This is a genomic window from Arenibacter sp. 6A1, assembly GCF_012272855.1.
Taxonomy (GTDB): domain Bacteria; phylum Bacteroidota; class Bacteroidia; order Flavobacteriales; family Flavobacteriaceae; genus Arenibacter.
Genome location: NZ_JAAXCQ010000004.1, coordinates 87,193 through 107,569, shown reverse-complemented (window position 1 = coordinate 107,569; position 20,377 = coordinate 87,193). Strand labels below are relative to the sequence as shown.

The window sequence follows — 20,377 nt, the reverse complement described above, 5'->3', positions numbered from 1 at the left end:
CGATATACTCTAGGTTTCAACGATAATAATAATCGGTAAATTAACTTTCTTTTAAGGAAGTGTTTTTAAAAGTATTAAGATGTTTACAATCAGTTGGGATTGGAGTAATATTAGGGCGTAAATCGCCTCTAAATAAATTAAAAATTAAAAGATGGCACAGAATGTGAGACCCTACGTTTTAGCGGACAACAATTGGAAATCTGTAAAAGACACGGATTATAAGGTAGCGATATTGCCTTGGGGAGCTACCGAAGCCCATAACTATCATTTGCCCTATGCCACGGATAATATTTTATCGGAAAATGTAGCTATTGCAGCGGCAGCATTGGCGTGGAGCAAAGGGGCCAAAACAGTAGTGTTGCCCACCATCCCATTTGGCGTAAATACAGGGCAAATGGATGTAAAGCTATGTATGAATATGAGTCCTAGTACACAATATGCTGTGTTAAAGGATGTCGTAGAAGTTTTGGCAGCGCACAATATAGATAAACTCGTTATCGTCAACGGGCATGGAGGTAACAATTTTAAACAATTTATCCGAGAGCTGAGTATTGCTTTTCCGGAGGTATTTGTTTGTGCTCTAAACTGGTGGAATACAGCCGATTCCAAGGACTATTTTAAGGAGCCTGGCGATCATGCCGGGGAACTCGAAACTGCCGTGGTAATGCATTTGACACCAGAGTTGGTGTTGCCTTTGGAAGAAGCCGGTTCGGGAATAGGGAAAACCTTTAAAATAAAAGGATTGAAAGAAGGATGGGTGACCGCACAACGGCAATGGACAAAAGTAACCGAGGATACTGGAGTGGGAAATCCGAAACTGGCCAATAAGGAAAATGGAAAGGCCTTTTTCGATCGATCGGTACAAAATATAGGCGAGTTTTTAGAAGACCTAGCGGCTACCGATCTTAATGAAATGTACGAGTAAGAACAGTTATTATTATATAAATTAAATTTATCATGTTGAGTATGAAAAAGATTTTTTTCGGATTATTAATTTGCACCTCAATGGTGCTACAGGCGCAAACAGAAACACATAAGATTGCTGATGGCGTAAAGGTATATCAAGACCTATTTAACGCTGCGAACGTAGAAGGTGTTGAATGTTTTAGAATTCCGGCTATTGTAACGGCACCCAATGGCGATCTTATTGCTGCTATTGATGAAAGAGTACCAGGATGTGGCGATTTAAAATGGAGCAAGGATATTAATATCGTTATTAAAAGAAGTAGTAATAACGGAAAAACATGGACCGATACCGAAACTGTGGTAAACTTGCCATACGGACAGTCTGTTTCCGATCCTTCCATGATCGTGGATGCCGAGACCAAAGAAATATTTATGTTTTATAACTATATGGATTTGGACAAGGAGAAAGATGTGTATTATTTTCACGTAGTAACGAGTTCCGATAACGGAAAGACTTGGTCACAGCCAAGAGATATTACTCCGGAAATTGCCAAACCAGAATGGCATAAGGATTTTAAATTCATTACTTCAGGACGTGGTATACAAACAAGATCTGGCAAGTTATTGCATACTATGGTAAACCTAAATAGCGGGCTACATTTATTCGCTAGTGACGACCATGGAAAGTCTTGGTACCTTATCGATACGCCTATTCAGCCGGCTGATGAGTCTAAGGTTATGGAATTGGCCGATGGTACTTGGATGATCAATGCTAGGGTAAACAAAGGCGGAATGCGTTATGTTCACCTTTCTAACGATGAGGGCAAAACTTGGACTACTACGCCAGAGCCACAGTTAATAGATCCGGGCTGTAATGCCAGTATCGTACGTTATACTTCTATTGAGGATGGTTATAATAAAAACCGTTTGCTTTTCTCTAACGCCAAAATGGAAAAAGGAAGACAGAACATGACCGTGCGTGTTAGTTATGATGAAGGTAAAACATGGTCTGAAGGGAAGACTATTTATACCGGTGGATCTGCTTATTCTTCTATGACTATCTTAAAAAATGGTGATATTGGATTGTTCTTTGAGCAGGACGATTATACTAAAAACCCATTTGTAAGCTTTTCTTTGAAGTGGTTGACAGACGGAGAGGATAAGTATAAAAAGCCTTCTAAGAAAGGTAGAAAGTAAGAAAATATAGGATTTAAGAAATGCAGCTTTAGCCATCCAAGGTTAAAGCTGTTTTTTTTTGGAGTTAAATCAAAACAATGTGTGATGCATAACCTATGTTTTTTCGAGGTATAGCCCTTTCGTTTCTATCAAAAAGTTTTGGGCGTTCCCTCCTTCGTCGGTCGGGCACTCCGCTATATCCCTTGCTCCGCTGCGGGGATGCCGCTGCGGTCCCTAACGCGGCATTCAAGTATCAATGGCCAATTTGGAGTTTGAAATAAGCATTATAGGCAACTGCTCGCAAATATGAATTGAGCTACGCGAATTACAATTGATGGTTATAAAAAACAAATAACTACAAATGAATCCTTGTACTAGAGAGAAAAAGAGTAGCTACAATTGGCTCGGGCCGAGAAACAGAGCAGGAATCTTGGGATCATGACTAATCATTGTGTTTATGATTAATGTTGGTTTTGAGTAGGATCTATTCATCGGATTTCAATTATTTTATACCTTTCACCTCAACCAAATGCTCTTTCAATTTATCTAAAGTGGTTTTTATTTGTTTTTTAAAGGATTTCGTAAATCTAAAATTTAAGCAATAGCTTTAGTCCTTCTTTAGCGATCTGCAGGTTGGGAAGACCACACAAGTGGCGTCTAATAAAAGTTTTCGGCCTACTTTCTCCTTTGGTAGTAAATCAAGGGGTTTTCACATTGGTTTATGGAAGGCGTCCAAAGAGCATTTCACCCTAGTGAAAGCGGCCTGGGCGCTGCGGCGGTGGAAAATCCGAAGATTTCAAGAAAGGAGAAATCAGCCTAGATTTTTTTGAATACTTTTTTCATCAATGGAAAAAAGTATTGAAAGGCCTGATCAAAGGTAGATTATTGTTATTGTGGTGCCTGATTATTTCAACTACACACAACTTTTAAGCTTGATCCGAATCTTGGGGCTGATGCAAAAAAAATAGCGGCTATTGCCGCTATTTTATTTTCTTATTAAAAATCTTATCAAAATGAGGTTCAAGGTGGCGGTGCATGGCTACCCGGAAAGTATCTGGTGTCCCTACCTTTAAATTGTCCATTAGCATTCTGTGGGTAACAAATTGTCCGCTAGAGTATTCGTAGTCATTTAAGTTGGGGTCGTTCAGGTGTACATACTCAAATACAGGAAGTAAAAGATCCTGGAATTTCTTTAAAATATCATTTTTAGACATTTCATATAATTTGCCGTGAAAAGCAATTTCCTTGTCCAATGAGAAGGCGTTTTTATTATAGCTGGTTTCTTCTTCTAAGGTTACAATTTCTTCGAGCTCCTGCATATCCTTCTCCGTTTTGTGCTGAAAAAGAAAGTCGGCCATCCCCATTTCTAAAATCAATCGTAATTCAAATAAATTTTTCAACGTATCAGAACCTAAAAGGACAGGGTCTAGCATTCGCTCAAAGTTATTCATGATATCGGGATTAGTAATAATCATCCCGCGGTGCTTCTTAGATTCAATGATCCCCAAGGTCCGCAATCTTAAAAAAGCTTCGCGTACAACAGTCCTGCTAACTCCTAAGGATTCTGCAAATTCCATTTCCTTGGGAACAGAATCTCCGGCCTTTAAATTGTTCTCTTTGATAAATTTCAATAAACGGGCTTCAACCTTGTCTACTAAGGATACGTTCTCTAATGGTTTTATTGATGGTAGCTTACTCATATTTAGGGATGCATTTTCTTTTGTCGATTACTATCGAAAATCGATTGGCGAAAGGCAAAAGTAAGAATCTTATTAATAATGATAACGGTCTTTTTTATATTCTTAAGTATTTAACGCTAAAGAAGTACTGTAATATAAGAAAAGTTTTTAGATTTGTATTATGTATAACATAAATAATCCAAATGAAATATTCAGAACTATATAAGCAGACCTTGCTAAACGATGTGGTACCTTTTTGGGAAAAGCATTCCCTGGACCAAGAAAATGGCGGATATTTTACCTGTCTCGATCAAAAAGGGGAAGTGTATGATACGGATAAATTTATGTGGCTCCAAGGGCGACAAGCATGGACATTTTCTATGCTCTATAATAAAGTAGAGAAAAATGAAAAATGGTTGGAAATTGCCAAATCCGGAATAGATTTTATCAGAAATCACGGAATGGATAAAGATGGGAACTTTTATTTTTCGGTGACCAAGGAGGGAAAACCATTGGTACAGCCTTATAATATATTTTCTGACTGCTTCGCGGCTATGGCTTTTAGCCAATATGCGAAAGCTACAGGAGACGAGGAGATAAGAGCCTTGGCAAAACAAACCTATTATAACATTCTAAAGAAAAAGGACAATCCTAAGGGGGGCTATGAGAAAAATACGGATGCACGGCCTTTAAAAGGCTTTTCCTTGCCCATGATCTTGTCTAACCTAGTGTTAGAATTAGAGGATGTTCTGGATAAGGAAGAAATAGAAAAAACCATCAACTTCAGTGTGCAGGAAGTCATGGAGGTGTTTTTGCAAAAAGATTCCGGTATTATTTATGAGAATGTAAGGCTCGACGGTTCCTTGGAAGATAGTTATAACGGCAGATTGTTAAATCCGGGCCACGGTATAGAAGCCATGTGGTTTATGATTGATATAGGGGTTAGAAAAAATGACAGGGATCTGATAGAAAAAGCAAACAAAGTCATCCTAAATATTTTAGAATATAGTTGGGACGAAGAGAACGGTGGAATTTTCTATTTTCTGGATGCCAAAGGGAAACCGCTGCAACAATTAGAATGGGATCAAAAACTATGGTGGGTACATTTAGAAACTTTGGTGGCCTTGTCCAAAGCATATGAGCAAACCGGAGACCAAAAAATATGGGCATGGTACGAAAAGGTACACGAATATGCCTGGTCACATTTCTCCGATGCCGAGAATGGGGAGTGGTTTGGATATCTCAATAGGGAAGGGAGACCTTTGCTAACCTTAAAAGGAGGGAAATGGAAGGGATGTTTCCACGTGCCTAGAGCTATGTTCCAATGTTGGAAAAGTTTTGAAAATATTGAAGCAAAACAGCAAGCCTCTACAAAGTAATGAGGTAATACCTTATAAGTATTTTCATAAGGTGCTGCTAATTCTTAGATAAGTACATTGTTATTACTCCCGTTATTCCTCGAAAATTTTTTGAGAAATAACGGGAGTTTATAATTTAAAAATGTTTCTTGCAAATCGTTTTTAAAACCTAATCCAGCCAAACCGCCATGGTAAAATCGCTTTTGTATATTTTTTCTTTTTTAGTTTTAGGTGAATTTTTAAAGGAAGTTCTTCATATACCCATAGCGGGGAATATTGTGGGGATGTTTTTAATATTTTTCGCCTTAAAATTTGGCCTCATTAAACTCAGCGCAGTGAAACCTGCCTCGGATAAGCTCCTTAAATATTTGGTGTTATTTTTTATCCCATATGGCGTTGGCTTGCTCGCTTATTTTGAACTGATACAAGCCTATTGGCTGTATATTGCCATAGCGGTGGTGGTTAGTGCGGTGATTACTTTATACCTGACCGCTATCATTCTTCAAAAATTCGGTAAAAATGGATAATTTGTTCGAAAGTCCGATTTTCGGTGTCTTTATTACCTTATTAGCTTTTTTTGGGGCCAATGCCCTTAGAAAAAGAATACCCTTGGCCATTTTCAATCCAGTGCTGATGGCTACCTTGTCTATTATTGTAGTACTGGTGGTTTTTAAGATCGATATAGACGCCTATAATAAGGGCGGGGATTTATTGACTTTTTTCCTTGGTCCTTCTATCGTGGCCTTGGGAGTGTTCTTTTATGAAAAATACGAGGAGATAAAGAACGATTTTATTCCTTTCTTTATAGCGGTTATTGTAGGTGGTCTTATGAGTATTGTTAGCGTTGTCCTTATTTTACTTCTCTTTAATGTGCCCCTGGTTATTGTAAAGTCCCTAGCTTCCAAATCCGTTACTACCCCTATTGCTATAGAGGTCTCCAAAATTATAGGGGGGATTCCGGAAATTACGGCCGGGATAGTTATTCTTGTTGGTATTTTTGGGAATGCCTTTGGCCCCGCGATTCTTAAACTCTTGGGAATTACCAGTAAATCGGCCTTAGGAGCCGCATTGGGGACGGCCGCTCATGGTATTGGCACGGCAAGGGCCTTGGAAGAGGGCAAGTTGACCGGTGTCTATAGCGGCTTGGCTATGTGTGTAAATGGAATTGTAACTGCAGTAGCAACGCCCTATATGATAGACTGGTTTCTTTAGGGATTTTCTCTTAAGGCATTCAGTAATAGAAAGTGATGTTAAAATAAAAACAATTTAATATGTTATACATAATACTTGTTTTACTATCTTGTCGCTTCAAAAGTCACGGAAATTATTTTTTATTATGAAAGTAACTAGAATTTTATATTCACTGGTAATCACTATTTTGTTTTCCTCCTTTTTATTTGGACAGGAGGCATCAAAAATACAAATAACCAATTTGCCCAGTTTGCCTGCCGAAGTCTCTGGAGAAGTATCCTTGGGATATGCCGGAATGATAGGTGGCATTCATAAAGATGTAGTTATTGTGGGTGGGGGTGCAAACTTCCCTTCTGGACTACCATGGGAGGGTGGGTCCAAGAAATGGCACCAGTCTATTTACATTTTAGAAAACAATACCTGGCGGTTGTCTTCAGAAAAGCTGCCAATACCCTTAGGCTATGGGGCATCCGTGTCTACCGAAGATGGGGTTTTAGTTATCGGAGGAGACAACAAGGACCTCGTTAGTGACAAAGTCTTTTTGCTGGCCTATAATAGTGCCAAAAAGGATATAGATATCATAGATTATCCCAATTTGCCAGAACCATTGGCCTACACTACAGCCGTTTTGGTTGATGGGTACGTGTATGTCGCCGGAGGGATGAACAAGGAAGGCAGTACCAATTCTTTTTATCGCTTGGAGGTATCTAAAAAAGGAAGCTGGGAAAAGCTTAAAGATTTTCCTGGAGCCCCGAGAGCCGTACATGCCATGGCAGTACAGGAAACTTCAAATTCAAAAAATATATTCTTAATCGGTGGTAGAAACCAGGTAAAGGGAAAAAAATCACAAGCCTTGACCACCTATCTTTCTTATGACCTACAGAAGAAAAATTGGATAGAGGAAGGCGACCTAATGATCGATGGGAAAGCTAGGGTACTCATGGGGGCAACGGCAGAAACCAGTGGATCTATGGGGATTTTGGTCTACGGTGGTTCTGATGAAATATTATTCGATCAACTCGAAAGCTTGGCTTTAAAGATAAATGCCCAAGAAAATGATAGTATAGTTCAAAGCTTAATCGCTAAAAGAGACGACATATTAAATAACCACCCAGGGTTTAGTAATGAAGTGATAGCCTATAATAGCATCACTAAAAAGTGGTTTGTATACGATACTTTAGCGATAAAGATACCGGTGACCACCTTAGGGATAAAGGAAGCCAATGATATATTATTGGTGTCTGGTGAAGTTTCACCTGGCATCAGAACACCGAACGTTTATAGTTTAAAAGTATTCGAAGCTACGCATGCCTTTGGGGCTCTGAATTATGCGGTATTGGTATTGTACCTATTAATATCATTGTTGATCGGAGTGTATTTTGCCAGAAAACAAAAATCTACGGACGATTATTTCATAGGAGGCGGGCGTATTCCTTGGTGGGCATCGGGCTTGAGTGTTTTTGGAACGCTGTTAAGTGCCATTACCTTTATGGCTATCCCAGCAAAGGCCTTTATTACGGACTGGTCTTTCTTTCTCCTAAACATTGCCGCTATTGCTATTACGCCAGTAATCGCCTTTATTTTTATTCCTTTTTTCAATAAGCTCAATATTTCTACGGCCTATGAATACCTGGAGAGAAGGTTTAATTATTTGGCCAGGGCCATCGGGAGTATTTCTTTTATTCTTTTCCAATTAGGAAGGATAGGGATTGTATTATTGCTACCTTCTTTGGCTATTTCCATTGTAACGGGTATCTCTGTAGAAACCTGTATTCTATTAATGGGACTACTATGTGTGCTGTATACCACCTTTGGGGGTATTGAAGCAGTTATTTGGACCGATGTATTACAGGTAGTGGTGCTTATGGGAGGAAGTATCGTGGCGATCGTATGGGTGCTATTGCATACCGAGATGCCTTTTAATGATATGATCACCTATGTTTCTGATCAGGAAAAATTTAATATAGTAAACTTCGACCTCAATTTTACCGATTCTACTTTTTGGGTGGTGTTTATTGGGGGGCTGGCCTCGGCTATGGTGACGCAAGGTACTGACCAAACTATTGTGCAACGTTATTTGACGAGTTCGAGTATTAAAGATTCCCAAAAGACTTTGTATACCAATGCCATAATGACCTTGCCTGCCACGATTATATTCTTCGGTATCGGCTCGTTGTTGTTTATTTTTTATTCTGAAATGCCAGAACACCTTTCCCCGGCAATTTCAAACAACGATTCTCTTTTTCCATGGTATATTGTTAAAGAACTACCGGTAGGTATTTCGGGGCTATTGATAGCGGGAATTTTTTCGGCGGCCATGTCTAGTATTAGTAGTAGCTTAAACTCTGTTTCTACAGCATTTTGTAACGATTTATACAAGCGTTATAATCCGACAATTGGTGATGTAAAACTACTTAAAGTGGCCCGTATAGCCACTGTGATAGTAGGGGTGATCGGGGTGATTCTTGCCTTGTGGATGGCCAACTCCAATATAAAGTCGCTTTGGGATCAGTTTTATAGATTTTTGGGACTGTTCACAGGAGGACTCGGTGGAATGTTCCTATTGGGAATGCTTACAAAACGCGCCAATGCAACCGGAACCTTGATAGGTTTGGTCTTAAGTGGAATACTATTATGGTACATAAGTGTATATACTCCTATTAACTTTTTAATGTATTCTCTGATCGGGGTCGCTTCTTGTTTTGGATTTGGTTACTTGTTCAGTTTGGTATTTAAAAATAAAGGGCAATAGTATTGCTGTTATAGAATAGTGCGTTATGTATTCCGTTTCGTCTGAATTAAATTATTTAATAGTAATCATAAAATAATGGACTTATGGTGGGGACTACAGTTGCCAATATTCCTGTTGAAAAAGGATTGAACGGTTGTTTTAGCGGAATACATAACGGACTCATGATCATCGCTGGCGGAGCTAATTTTCCCGACAAGGATTTATGGGAAGGTGGAAAAAAAGTATGGTACGATACTATTTATGCGCTTCAAAGCGATGATAATGGCTATCATTGGGTACAAAATATAGCTGTAAGACTACCGCGGCCTATAGGCTACGGGGTTTCTGTATCTACCGACAATGGAATTGTTTGTATAGGTGGCGATAATGGAAAAGAGGTCTTTAAGGAGGTGTTTCGCCTTTCTTGGGACCGTGAGCATAAAAACATTTTGGTAGCCGAAATGCCTGCCCTGCCAGTGCCATTATGCAATATGTCGGCCTGTGTCATCAAAGATGTTGTTTATGTGGTTGGCGGACAACAAGAAATTGGGGGGAATGCTGGCAATAATATATTTGCATTAGACTTGTCCGTAGATACAACCAAGCAACAATGGGAGCCTCTTGGACAATTCCCTGGAATTGGTAGGACCCAAGCCGTTGTTATTGGCCAAAACAATGGTACAGATGATTGTTTGTATGTTATGAGCGGTGCGTCGTTTCAGAAAGACGCTACTCCTAGTACCGTAATGCTTTCTGATGTCCATGAATATAATATACAAGCCAAAAAATGGACGAAAAGGAAGGATGTGCCTACCAATAATACTCCTGGTTTAGAGGGTGGATTTATAGCAGCAGCTCCTGTACTAGCCGTGGATGATGGGAAAATTCTTGTTTTTGGTGGCGCAGGAGGAGAACAACAACACTTGGCTAAAAGGCAAGCATTAGAGCTAGAAATGAAGGAGATTAAAGCGTCCCAAACCTATCCGCAGAAAGGACTTCTGGAAAAAGAAGAGGCCTTGCAAAAAGAAAGTATGGCTTTGTTACGGGAAACTTCCTTTTCTAGAATTCTTTGGTCGTATGACACAAAAAATGATCAATGGACTAAGGTAGGAAGCTTGCCTATGTTGCCGCAAATAGTGACCAATGCCCTGGTGTGGGAAGATGAAATTTACTTGCCAGTGGGCGAAATAAGACCTGGAGTAAGGACTTCTGGAATATTAAAACTTACTATATAAGACCTGGGGATAAGGGAAATTAAGTGTAACATCATTAAAAAAACAAAGGAATCTCTTGCAATAGCTACAAAGTAGAGGACCCTTTAATTGGTAGCTTCATCAATAGTTACATTTCTTTCTTATGCCAAATCTTCACCTTGATATGATGAGGTCCAGGGAGGCGCGGAATTATATCTGATTAACTTGGGGCTGCACCAAAGCTTTGAGTGATGATTTTACTTAAACAGGACAGGCGTTTGCAAGATTAATGATCTGCTCATTATCAATTCTTCAAATTAGATCATCCCTATTTGGTACATTTTTATCTTGATTCATTGTTACATTATGCTGTGTTAGGGACCGCGGCGGCATCCCCGAAGTGCAGCGAGGGATATAGCCAAGGGCCCGCCCGACATAGGAGGGAACGCCCAAAATAGAATGCTAGGAATACGCCAAAGGCCTATGCATCTATAACCAAGTATCTTTGTAGTACACCGATTTTAGGCGATTCGGAAGCGGCATGGGGAAAGTTTGGGGAATAAAAAAAGCCTCCATGAAAATGAAGGCTTTTAAAGAGGTATTATATATTACTTGGCCGCTTTGTCTACTATAAGACGGTTTGCTCTATTGGCGATTTCCCATGCCGTTAGAAATACCAAGCGACTTCTGTTTTCTAGTAAATCATAGTTGATCTTGTCTGGAGTATCTCCCGGACGATGGTAGTCGTCATGGGTTCCGTTAAAGTAAAAAATAATTGGAATGTTGTTTTTGGCAAAATTGTAATGATCACTTCTGTAGTAAAAACGGTTTGGGTCGTTTTCATCGTTATAAGTGTAATCAAACTCAATATTCGTATATTTTTTATTTACTTCTTCAGACAATTCATGTAGTTCCGTACTCAATTTGTCAGAGCCAATAAGGTATAAATAGTTTCTGTCTCCCGAACGTTTTGGGTCAATTCTACCGATCATGTCAATATTTAAATTGGCAACCGTTTCCGATAACGGGAAGATAGGATCGTGGTCTGTATAATACTTAGAGCCCAACAAGCCTTTTTCCTCTGCGGTAACATGTAAAAATACGATAGACCTTTTAGGACCGTTTCCTTCATCGGCCGCTTTTTTAAAGGCTTCCGCTATTTCTAACATCCCTACTGTTCCTGAACCGTCGTCATCGGCACCATTGTAAATTTCGCCGTCTTCGATACCAACATGATCTAAATGTGAAGAAATCACTATATATTCATTTGGCTTTTCAGAACCTTTAATAATAGCGGCAACATTCTGTGAAAGTACATCTTCATTGCTGTTTTCCAAGTTTAGTGCTATAGTAGCGTTTATAACCTTAGGGGTGTTTTCCTTTGCTATGTTCTTAAGGATATTGTTGGCCACCGCAGCATCTACAACTACATTAACGAAGCTATTGTTCTGATCGTCTTTTAAGCCCATTCTGTCTTGGGCACTATTTTTAATTTTTTCGAACCTATTTTGAAAACGGCTATAGTTATCTTGGTCGTAATAAAATACCCCCTGGGCTCCTTTGCTTTGGGCTATTTCAATTCTTTTCCCGTAAGATTCGGATAGATTGCTCCAAACAGATTTTTCTGTAGTACCGGAAATAACATAAGTACCGTCGGCATTTTTGGGCTCTCCTCCTTTTATAAAGACAATTTTTCCCTCTACATTTAGTCCAGCGTAATCAGAATAGTTGTCTTCCTCAATACCATTGTTTACAAAAACAATATTGTCAAAAGTACCTTCTGCCGGTGTAAAGCTTACTATTTCATTACCGTTTGTATAAGTCTTACCGTTAATAGTAATATTGCCCAATGGTAGTTTCGCAATACTTAAGGGAACATACTGAAAATAATCTCCATCCGATTTTGCGGCAGGAATACCTAGGTCCTGATAGGCTGCTCTAAGGTACTCTACTGCTTTTTGGTGTCCTGGTTTACCAGTGTCCCTTCCTTCAAATTCGTCCGAAGCATAAATATATAAGTGTTCTTTTAACTCCTCTTCCGTAATGGTCTCCATATAGGTAGTTGGATCCAAATTTGGTTTTGCTTCTTCAATAGGAGTAAGCACTGTTTTTTGAGAAGAGTTGCATGCCATGGAAAGGCCTAATGCAACAAACAATAATTTTTTCATTTAATTTTTTTTATAAAATTCAGAATATGTCAAAAATAGGGAAATTTAATATAATCAAATTGAAAATTAAATGGTTGGAGCTTTACTGCTGTAGTATGGAAGGATGCCTATAAAACGTCGTTTCCTCTTTATTTTATACATAGTCAGCTAACTAGGTGTTTTAACTGTAAGTATTTCGTTTTATTTATACAGATAAATCCCTCTTTTGGCTTAGGAATTTAAGAATAATTTAACCTTAACAATAAGAGTCTTTGGCCTATTATAATTTCTTAAATTAGTGGTATACCAGCTAAGTAGCGCCTAAATTCTTAAATCAATGGCAAGAAAAACATTTTTCTGCGTCGATGCACATACCTGTGGCAATCCGGTTAGGGTTATTGCCGGGGGAGGCCCCATGCTTAATGGGAATACTATGAGTGAAAAACGGCAGCATTTTCTAAAAGAGTATGATTGGATACGGAAAGGGTTAATGTTTGAACCTCGTGGGCACGATGTGATGAGCGGAAGTATATTGTACCCGCCCAGCAATCCGGCCAATGATTTTGGGATATTATTTCTGGAAACCAGTGGTTGCCTACCGATGTGTGGCCATGGGACCATTGGGGCTATTACCATAGGCATTGAAGAAGGCTTGCTCTCGCCAAAAAACCCCGGGAAATTAAAGATGGAAACCCCGGCAGGATTGGTTCAAATAACATACCAACAGACCAATAATAAGGTTGATTGGGTACAACTTACCAATGTGAAATCGTATTTGGCGGCTCAAGAGCTGACCGTAGATTGTTCCGAATTAGGAAGCTTGGTTTTCGATGTTTCCTACGGGGGGAATTTTTATGCCATTATAGATCCCCAAAAGAATTTTACGGGAATTCAAGACTTTTCCGCCAGTAAATTAATTCAGTACAGTCAGGATATCAGGAAAAAAATAAATAAAAAATACCCGGAGAAATTTATACATCCACTAGACGCTACCATTCATAGTGTGAGCCATATTTTATGGACGGGAAAAACCATTTCCCCAGAGGCTACCGCAAGGAATGCTGTTTTTTATGGAGATAAGGCCATCGATCGTTCTCCTTGTGGTACGGGGACATCGGCGAGAATGGCCCAGTGGTACGCCAAAGGAAGGCTCCAACTAGGTGAGGAGTTTATCCATGAAAGTTATATCGGGTCTAAATTTATTGGCAGGGTAGAGGAAGAGACCTCCTTAGAAGGCATAAAGGCTATTGTGCCTAGTATTAGGGGGTGGGCAAAGGTGTATGGGTACAATACTATTATTATAGACGATGAGGACCCTTATGCTTATGGGTTTCAGGTAATGTAGCAGCAGTGGTCTAACAAGAAGTGTTGGCGATAATTTTCCATTCGCCTTCTATACGTTTAAACAAGACCATGAAATTTCCATCGGTATTGCCGCTTCGCCGTTTTAAATGATATTGCCCCATCACCCAATACGTATCCTTGTCAATTTTAGAGATTTCGAAAAGGCTAAAGTTAAGCGTGCCCATGTCTTCCTTGGTAGGATAGGCTTTCTTATAGTTTTCCAATGTTTTATCCCATCCATAAATAACCTTGGAGCCACTTAAAAACACGAGGGAGTCAGATTTTGAATAGATGTCCATATAGGCCTGCCAGTCGTTATTGGACCATGCCTTTTTTTGGGTGTTGAACAAATTAGTAATGGTCGCAATATCTTCTTCTTCGGAAGGATGGTCTTGACAAGAGGAAAGAAAAAGTAGAAGGATAAAAAAAATAATGACTTTCATAAAAGCTCCCTTTTAGCGGGTCGAGTTACTAAGATACTCATTAATTTTCACATCTTGTAAGAAAATACCCAAAGTCGAACTTTGGGTATTTTTTATGAGAGCAGCAATACTGTGACTAGGTTCCTAGTCTGGAATTATTATTCCTCTAATAGATGATATCCTCCTTGTATCAGAATTTGTTCCCCTTCTTTTACTCCGCCTTTATCGACAACTTCGGTATAGCCATTGTAATTTTTTCCAACGATTATTTTTTCAATGGCAAAGGAATAGGATTCCTCTGTTTCGGAACTTAAACGGAATACATATTGGTTGTTTTCCTTGTTAATAATAGCATCGGTGGGTATGGCGCTAAGCTTGTCAGAATCGGTAATAATGCTGGCCTCTACAAACATGCCCAAGGAAAAATTATGGCCTTGTTGATCTGTCAAATGTCCATGGACTTTTACCGTACGGGTTTTCGTATCTATTGCAGTACCTACTAAATGCACCTTGGCTTCGAAAATGTCCTTGGTAGCTTCTGGAATTCTAAATTGTATTTTTTGATCTTTTTTAATGTTCATAATATCCTTTTCGTACACGGACAGTTCTAAGTGAATATGGTCTGTATTCACAATTTCCATAATTTTATCGGCGGGGGAAACATGCATTCCTGTACTGATATAAATATTGGTGATACTACCGTTCATAGGGGCAAAAATGGATACCTGGGAGTTTAATATCCCCGCTTCCACTTTTTTGGGATCTATATGAAGCATTTGCAATCTCTTGCGCAATCCGTTATAAACGGCTAGATTAATTTTGTAGTTGCTCTCGGCTTTTAAAAAGCTTTTTTCCGAACTTATTTTCTCGGAAAAAAGGGTTTTTTGTCGCTCATATTCAGATTTAAGATAGTTGAGTTGTTCTGCCGCTTCTAAATATTGTTGTTGCATTTCTATAAACTCAGGGCTTTCTAAGGTTACCAAGAGTTGCCCCTTTTTTACCGTATCGCCAATAAGTAGTGGAGTGTTTTTTATATAGCCTCCAGAAAAAGCACTGATGACCGCTTTGTTTTGGGGTGGTACATCAATGGTTCCCGAGACTTGAATAGTGGTAGGGATGTTTTGTGAACTAAAGGACCCCAAGGTCATTTTTCCTTCTTTAAACTGCTCTTTGGAAATCGTTACCACCGGTTCCCCGCTTAGGGCAGTAGAATTGTCTTCTTGGGTTTCTTTGTCGTTTTTTGCATCACCACAGCCTGTTAAATTCAGAAATAGGAGTGAAGCTATAAAAAGGAATGCTATATGTTTCATAGAAATGTTTTTAAATAGATAAATAATTGATAGCAATAACAGTCAAGTTATAGGCTTTAAGGCTTTCTAAATAAGAAAGGGTAATACCATAGGCGTTTTCTACACTTTGGATATATTGGAAAAAGTCTATTTCCCCACTTTTAAAACTTAAAGTGGCCGTTTTTAATATTTCTTCTCCTAAGATTAAACCTTCGGATTCATAATACCTAAGATTTTCTTCATGTTGCCTTAGTTTAGCCAAAAGGATGTGCTGTTTTGTTTGTAAATGTATGCGATAGTCCTGTGCTTCGGCCATGATAGTTTTTTCTGCTATTTTGGAAGCCTTTATTTTGGAGGCGTTTCCGCTAAAAAACAATGGGATTTTCACCCCCACCTGAAATCCATATAAATGATCGCCCAAGGAGGGATTGGTCCCCTGAAAATAATTAAAACTTAGGTCGGGGAGCAGCTGCTGGCCTTCCAAGCCTTTTTTTGCTCGGTACAATTTTTTCTTGTGCTCATAATACTCCAGCCCCAAATTCTCTTCGATAGTACTAGTAGCGACCACAAGTTTTTCTAAAGGGACGGTTTTTACTGAAAAAAGGCTGTCTGCCTGAACGGTTTTTTGCAAATTTAAAAAAGCGATTTCAGCATCTTCCTGTACTGATTTGTATTGAGAGTGAAGTTCTTTTTGTTTTGCCTGAGCGGTTATTTTTTCCAAATAATTACTTTCTCCCAATTCGAACTTACGTTGGGCCGATCGGGAAAAATTAGTATACAAATCGTTTAATTCCTTTAAGGCATTTTCTTTTTGCCTGGCATACTGTAATTCCTGATAGTCGGTTGCTATTTGTTGCTCCAAAAGCTGCCTTTTTATACGATAATAGCTGTTTTCTAAGTGATAAGCAGCCTTGTAGACGCGCTTTTCTGCAAAATATACGGTGGGAAAAAGGAAGTCTTGCTGTATCCCAAAAATCCGTAATGGCTCATTGTTAAAGGCAATATTATTTTGGTCGTATTGGTAGTAGACTTCCGTTTTATCAAAGCTAAAGGCAGAGCCAATTAAGGCCTTGGATTCGTCTGCCCGTAAATGAGCCGCTTTTAGTTCGGCATTATTGGCCAAAGCCATGCTGCGAATTTCTTCATAGCTCAAGGCTTTTTCCTGTCCAAAGGAAAGTCCGGAAATTAGAATAAGAACTACGGTAGCCCCTATTTTTTGACCTTTTATTTTCCTTGTCCAGCTACTTTTTAAGTCGTCCTTTTCAAATATGGCATATAAGATGGGCAGGACTACAAGTGTCAAAATAGTGGCCGAGATAAGGCCCCCTACTACAACCGTCGCCAAGGGTCTTTGTACTTCTGCCCCCACATTGGTAGAGATGGCCATTGGTAAAAAACCAAGTGCTGCGGCAGAGGCCGTTAATAAAACGGCGCGTAAGCGGTCTTTAGATCCTTGTACGATCAATTCATCTATGTTTTTCATTCCACTTTGCTTTAATTCTTTAAAATGTTCTATTAAAACAATTCCGTTAAGGACGGCAATACCAAATAAGGCTATAAAACCAACACCGGCAGAGATACTGAAGGGCATATCCCTGATCCATAGAAGTAAGATACCACCAACGGCAGATAGCGGAATGGCAGAATATATGATTAAAGCCTCCTTTACCGATTTAAAGGCAAAATACAAGAGGATAAAAATAAGCGTCAGCGCAATGGGTACTGCAATTTTTAATCGGTCTTTGGCACTTTGCAAATTTTTAAACTGCCCCCCGTAATGAATGCTATAACCTACAGGCAAGGGTAAGTTTTTATCGAGGATGGACTGAACATCATCAACGACCGATTGTAGGTCCCTATTTCGAACATTAACCCCAACGACGGTCCTTCGCTTGGTGTCGTCCCTAGAGATTTTTGCCGCCCCTGTTGTATAGGTAATTTCGGCAAGTTCGCTCAATGGAATTTTTCCGCCGCTAGGAAGGTCTACATAGAGGTTCTTTAAATTTGAGATGTCCTTTCTACTTTCTTGGTCTAACCTAAGGGTCAGGTCAAAACGTTTTTCGCCTTCAAAGACACTGCCCAAATTTGTGCCGGAAAAACCCATCGCAATAATGTTGTTCAAGTCGTCAATATTCAAACCGTACCTGGCGATTTTTGCTCTTAGAAACTTGACGTTCATTTGGGGCAATCCCGCAATTTTTTCGACACTGATATCGGCGGCACCATCAACATTTTCAATCAGTTTTTTTACTTCGTTCGCCTTGTCGTTGAGAATGCCTAAATCTTCCCCGAAAATTTTAATGGCAATATCGGCCCGTACTCCTGTAATGAGTTCATTAAAACGCATTTCTATAGGTTGCGTAAATTCTACTTCCACTCCCGGTAGTACAGAAAGGGCCTCCTTAAACTTATCGGCCAATTCGTCCTTGGTTTCCGCAGATACCCATTCTTTTTTGGATTTTAAGGTGATTATAACATCGCTTTCTTCCATAGACATAGGGTCTGTAGGTACTTCGGCAGCCCCAATTCTTGTAATGACCTGTTTTACTTCCGGGAAGTTTTCTAAGAGTATTTTTTCGATCTTAGTGGTGATGTCGATGGTGGCACTTAGTGACGTTCCTGTTTTGAGTACTGGCTGTATTACAAAATCACCTTCGTCTAAAGTAGGTACAAACTCACCGCCCATAGTAGTAAACAGATAAATAGATCCGGCCAACAAAAACATTGCTATCCCCAATACTAGTTTCTTGCTTTTTAATGCCCAACGAATTATCGGATCGTAGCTGTTATTAAAAAAAGCCATCAGGCGAACCGAAATATTTTTTGAGGATAATTCCGTTGGCTTAATAAAGATCGCAGCCATGGCAGGGACATAGGTGAAACATAATATCATAGCTCCTATCAAAGCAAAACTAAAGGTAAGGGCCATGGGTTTAAACATTTTGCCCTCCACGCCGCTCAAGGATAGGATAGGAATAAATACGATAAGGATGATCAGCTGTCCAAAAATAGCCGAATTCATCATTTTGGAGGCCCCTTTAAAGGTGATCTGGTTTTTAAGGGATTGTCTGTCCGCCGAGCTAAGGGATTTTAATTCTTTACTTTTGGCAGTGATTTGGAAGGCGATATACTCGACAATGATAACTGCGCCGTCTATAATGATTCCAAAGTCTATAGCTCCTAAGCTCATTAAATTGGCATCTACGCCAAAAAGATACATTAAGGATAAGGCAAATAACAGACACAAAGGTATTACGGAAGCCACTACCAATCCGGAGCGCCAATTCCCCAATAATAAAACCACGACAAAAATAACGATCAAGCAGCCTAAGATCAGGTTTTCGGCTATGGTATAAGTGGTTTTTCCTATCAGTTCGCTCCGTTCTAAAAAGGCGTTGATATAGACACCTTCGGGCAGGGATTTAGAAATTTCTTCGACCCGCTCATGAACGGCATCGATAACTTTTTTAGAATCGGCATCTTTTAGCATCATTATTTGGCCCAATACCTTTTCTCCTTCACCATTCCCCGTAATAGCGCCAAAACGAGTGGCACTTCCAAAGCCTACAGAGGCAATATCTTTGATATATACAGGAATGCCGTCGACGGTTTTTACGACAATATTTTTAATGTCTTCTAGGGATCCGATGAGACCTTCGCCACGAATAAAATAAGCCTGGTTTACTTTTTCGATATAACCGCCCCCAGAAACACTATTGTTTTTTTCCAGGGCCGTAAAAATATCCGCCGTACTAATATTCATAGCCGTTAACTTCTCGGTCTTTATGGCTACCTCATATTGTTTTAAATAACCGCCCCAGGTATTTACCTCTACCACCCCCGGAATTCCGGATAGTTGCCGTTTTACGATCCAGTCTTGTATGGTTCGGAGATCCATGACGGAATACTGGTCTTCGTAGCCCGGTTTGGTGTCTAATATATATTGGTATATTTCCCCTAAGCCCGTAGTGATAGGACCCATTTCTGGGGTGCCAAAACCATGGGGGATTTTCTCTGAAGCCGATTTTATTTTTTCGGCAATCAATTGCCGAGGCAAATAGGTCCCCATCTCGTCTTCAAAAACAATGGTGACTACCGAAAGTCCAAATTTGGAAATAGAGCGAATTTCTACCACCCCAGGCAAGTTGGCCATTTCCAATTCGACCGGATAGGTGATGAATTGTTCCATATCCTGGGTAGAAAGATTCTGGGAAGTGGTGATGACCTGAACCTGGTTGTTAGTGATGTCGGGAACCGCACCAATGGGAATATGGGAAAGCGCAAAGATGCCGTACCCCGCAATTAAAAGAGTACCTAAAAAAACAATTAATTTGTTCTTTATACTAAGGTGTATAATAGAAGATAACATAATTCATAATTAAAATGTGAAACAAGTCCTGCCTACAGTAAACTATAGGTATAGAAAATATGTACAATAAAAATTATGCTTGTTTGGGAGGTTGGAAAATATCGGATTCCGATATTTGGGAATAGGTGTTTTTATAAAAAAAATAGGAAGTGGTATCCGTAATCGCATGCGATTTGGGAAGGAATATATCGTAGGAATGTAACACAAATGCATTGGCTGTATAACCTGTGTTTTGTTGGTTGAAAGGAAGCTTTTCATGTTCCTTTTGTTCTTCCCTGTTTTCTAAATGATGTTGCTGCTTAAGTTCGCCGTAATGTTTGGAGATAAAAACCATTAGGCTATCCCCGTATTTTTCTTGGTGGAATTTGGCGTGTTCCAAAAAATCGTCCAATTGCACCAAGTCCACTAAATTCAAGCTAAAGCTTTGAACCATAATAAATAGGGCTAGTGCTATGGAAAATAGTTTCTTCATTTCGTGGCGAAATATACAAATTTAATAGAGGATAAATTAGTTCATGGCTTAGATAATCACAATAAGATAAAATAAATCTATTGTATATTGTAGCTTAAAT

Annotated in this window: 14 protein-coding genes; 8 read left to right on the top strand and 6 right to left on the bottom strand. The window is 39.4% G+C overall.

What is annotated here, in order from left to right; all coding sequences use genetic code 11:
• The first annotated feature begins 151 nt into the window (after positions 1 to 151).
• Positions 152 to 925 (top strand): creatininase family protein, encoded by a 774-nt coding sequence (locus HCG49_RS04490; protein WP_168468359.1) that lies wholly within the window; start codon positions 152 to 154, stop codon positions 923 to 925.
• A gap of 41 nt (positions 926 to 966) precedes the next feature.
• Entirely contained in the window at positions 967 to 2,103 is a 1,137-nt protein-coding gene (locus tag HCG49_RS04485; RefSeq protein ID WP_168468358.1) for a sialidase family protein, read from the top strand.
• Between the two features lie 959 nt (positions 2,104 to 3,062).
• On the opposite strand, the gene HCG49_RS04480 is transcribed toward HCG49_RS04485, so the two are convergent.
• Complete coding sequence (locus HCG49_RS04480) at positions 3,063 to 3,782, bottom strand: FadR/GntR family transcriptional regulator (protein WP_168468357.1); 720 nt, start codon at positions 3,780 to 3,782, stop codon at positions 3,063 to 3,065.
• Between the two features lie 182 nt (positions 3,783 to 3,964).
• On the opposite strand from HCG49_RS04480, the gene HCG49_RS04475 reads away from it, so the two are divergent.
• From HCG49_RS04475 to HCG49_RS04455, 5 genes are all read left to right on the top strand, one after another.
• Positions 3,965 to 5,140, top strand: a complete 1,176-nt coding sequence (locus HCG49_RS04475; protein WP_168468356.1) for an AGE family epimerase/isomerase — start codon at positions 3,965 to 3,967, stop codon at positions 5,138 to 5,140.
• A gap of 167 nt (positions 5,141 to 5,307) precedes the next feature.
• Positions 5,308 to 5,646 carry a CidA/LrgA family protein gene (locus HCG49_RS04470; RefSeq protein ID WP_168468355.1) on the top strand — a complete coding sequence of 113 codons (339 nt, stop codon included), beginning with the start codon at positions 5,308 to 5,310 and terminating at the stop codon, positions 5,644 to 5,646.
• Positions 5,639 to 6,331 (top strand): LrgB family protein, encoded by a 693-nt coding sequence (locus tag HCG49_RS04465; RefSeq protein WP_168468354.1) that lies wholly within the window; start codon positions 5,639 to 5,641, stop codon positions 6,329 to 6,331. The genes HCG49_RS04470 and HCG49_RS04465 overlap by 8 nt, the downstream gene beginning before the upstream one ends.
• Before the next feature lie 124 nt (positions 6,332 to 6,455).
• A complete protein-coding gene (locus tag HCG49_RS04460; protein WP_168468353.1) occupies positions 6,456 to 9,062 on the top strand; it encodes a sodium:solute symporter family transporter in 2,607 nt (868 codons plus the stop codon).
• Positions 9,063 to 9,145: 83 nt separating this feature from the next.
• Positions 9,146 to 10,276, top strand: a complete 1,131-nt coding sequence (locus tag HCG49_RS04455; RefSeq protein WP_168468352.1) for a hypothetical protein — start codon at positions 9,146 to 9,148, stop codon at positions 10,274 to 10,276.
• Positions 10,277 to 10,842: 566 nt separating this feature from the next.
• On the opposite strand, the gene HCG49_RS04450 is transcribed toward HCG49_RS04455, so the two are convergent.
• Positions 10,843 to 12,402: a M28 family peptidase gene (locus tag HCG49_RS04450; RefSeq protein WP_168468351.1), complete on the bottom strand. Its 1,560-nt coding sequence runs from the start codon at positions 12,400 to 12,402 to the stop codon at positions 10,843 to 10,845.
• Positions 12,403 to 12,718: 316 nt separating this feature from the next.
• Between HCG49_RS04450 and HCG49_RS04445 the strand changes: the two genes are divergently transcribed.
• On the top strand, positions 12,719 to 13,726 hold the full coding sequence (locus HCG49_RS04445) for a 4-hydroxyproline epimerase (protein ID WP_168468350.1): 1,008 nt from the start codon (positions 12,719 to 12,721) through the stop codon (positions 13,724 to 13,726).
• A gap of 10 nt (positions 13,727 to 13,736) precedes the next feature.
• Here HCG49_RS04445 and HCG49_RS04440 read toward each other — a convergent pair whose 3' ends face one another.
• The 4 genes from HCG49_RS04440 to HCG49_RS04425 all read right to left on the bottom strand — a co-directional run bounded on the left by HCG49_RS04440 (position 13,737) and on the right by HCG49_RS04425 (position 20,277).
• On the bottom strand, positions 13,737 to 14,168 hold the full coding sequence (locus HCG49_RS04440; protein ID WP_168468349.1) for a YybH family protein: 432 nt from the start codon (positions 14,166 to 14,168) through the stop codon (positions 13,737 to 13,739).
• 137 nt (positions 14,169 to 14,305) lie between these two features.
• Complete coding sequence (locus HCG49_RS04435) at positions 14,306 to 15,457, bottom strand: efflux RND transporter periplasmic adaptor subunit (protein WP_168468348.1); 1,152 nt, start codon at positions 15,455 to 15,457, stop codon at positions 14,306 to 14,308.
• 10 nt (positions 15,458 to 15,467) lie between these two features.
• Complete coding sequence (locus tag HCG49_RS04430; protein ID WP_168468347.1) at positions 15,468 to 19,805, bottom strand: CusA/CzcA family heavy metal efflux RND transporter; 4,338 nt, start codon at positions 19,803 to 19,805, stop codon at positions 15,468 to 15,470.
• A 73-nt stretch (positions 19,806 to 19,878) separates the two neighbouring features.
• Positions 19,879 to 20,277 (bottom strand): hypothetical protein, encoded by a 399-nt coding sequence (locus tag HCG49_RS04425; RefSeq protein ID WP_168468346.1) that lies wholly within the window; start codon positions 20,275 to 20,277, stop codon positions 19,879 to 19,881.
• Positions 20,278 to 20,377 lie beyond the last annotated feature (100 nt).

Bases quoted from the DNA above. Each gene is read 5' to 3' on its own strand.
- HCG49_RS04490 (WP_168468359.1), top strand. From the start codon at position 152: ATGGCACAGAATGTGAGACCCTACGTTTTAGCGGACAACAATTGGAAA.
- HCG49_RS04485 (WP_168468358.1), top strand. From the start codon at position 967: ATGAAAAAGATTTTTTTCGGATTATTAATTTGCACCTCAATGGTGCTA.
- HCG49_RS04480 (WP_168468357.1), bottom strand. From the start codon at position 3,782: ATGAGTAAGCTACCATCAATAAAACCATTAGAGAACGTATCCTTAGTA.
- HCG49_RS04475 (WP_168468356.1), top strand. From the start codon at position 3,965: ATGAAATATTCAGAACTATATAAGCAGACCTTGCTAAACGATGTGGTA.
- HCG49_RS04470 (WP_168468355.1), top strand. From the start codon at position 5,308: ATGGTAAAATCGCTTTTGTATATTTTTTCTTTTTTAGTTTTAGGTGAA.
- HCG49_RS04465 (WP_168468354.1), top strand. From the start codon at position 5,639: ATGGATAATTTGTTCGAAAGTCCGATTTTCGGTGTCTTTATTACCTTA.
- HCG49_RS04460 (WP_168468353.1), top strand. From the start codon at position 6,456: ATGAAAGTAACTAGAATTTTATATTCACTGGTAATCACTATTTTGTTT.
- HCG49_RS04455 (WP_168468352.1), top strand. From the start codon at position 9,146: ATGGTGGGGACTACAGTTGCCAATATTCCTGTTGAAAAAGGATTGAAC.
- HCG49_RS04450 (WP_168468351.1), bottom strand. From the start codon at position 12,402: ATGAAAAAATTATTGTTTGTTGCATTAGGCCTTTCCATGGCATGCAAC.
- HCG49_RS04445 (WP_168468350.1), top strand. From the start codon at position 12,719: ATGGCAAGAAAAACATTTTTCTGCGTCGATGCACATACCTGTGGCAAT.
- HCG49_RS04440 (WP_168468349.1), bottom strand. From the start codon at position 14,168: ATGAAAGTCATTATTTTTTTTATCCTTCTACTTTTTCTTTCCTCTTGT.
- HCG49_RS04435 (WP_168468348.1), bottom strand. From the start codon at position 15,457: ATGAAACATATAGCATTCCTTTTTATAGCTTCACTCCTATTTCTGAAT.
- HCG49_RS04430 (WP_168468347.1), bottom strand. From the start codon at position 19,805: ATGTTATCTTCTATTATACACCTTAGTATAAAGAACAAATTAATTGTT.
- HCG49_RS04425 (WP_168468346.1), bottom strand. From the start codon at position 20,277: ATGAAGAAACTATTTTCCATAGCACTAGCCCTATTTATTATGGTTCAA.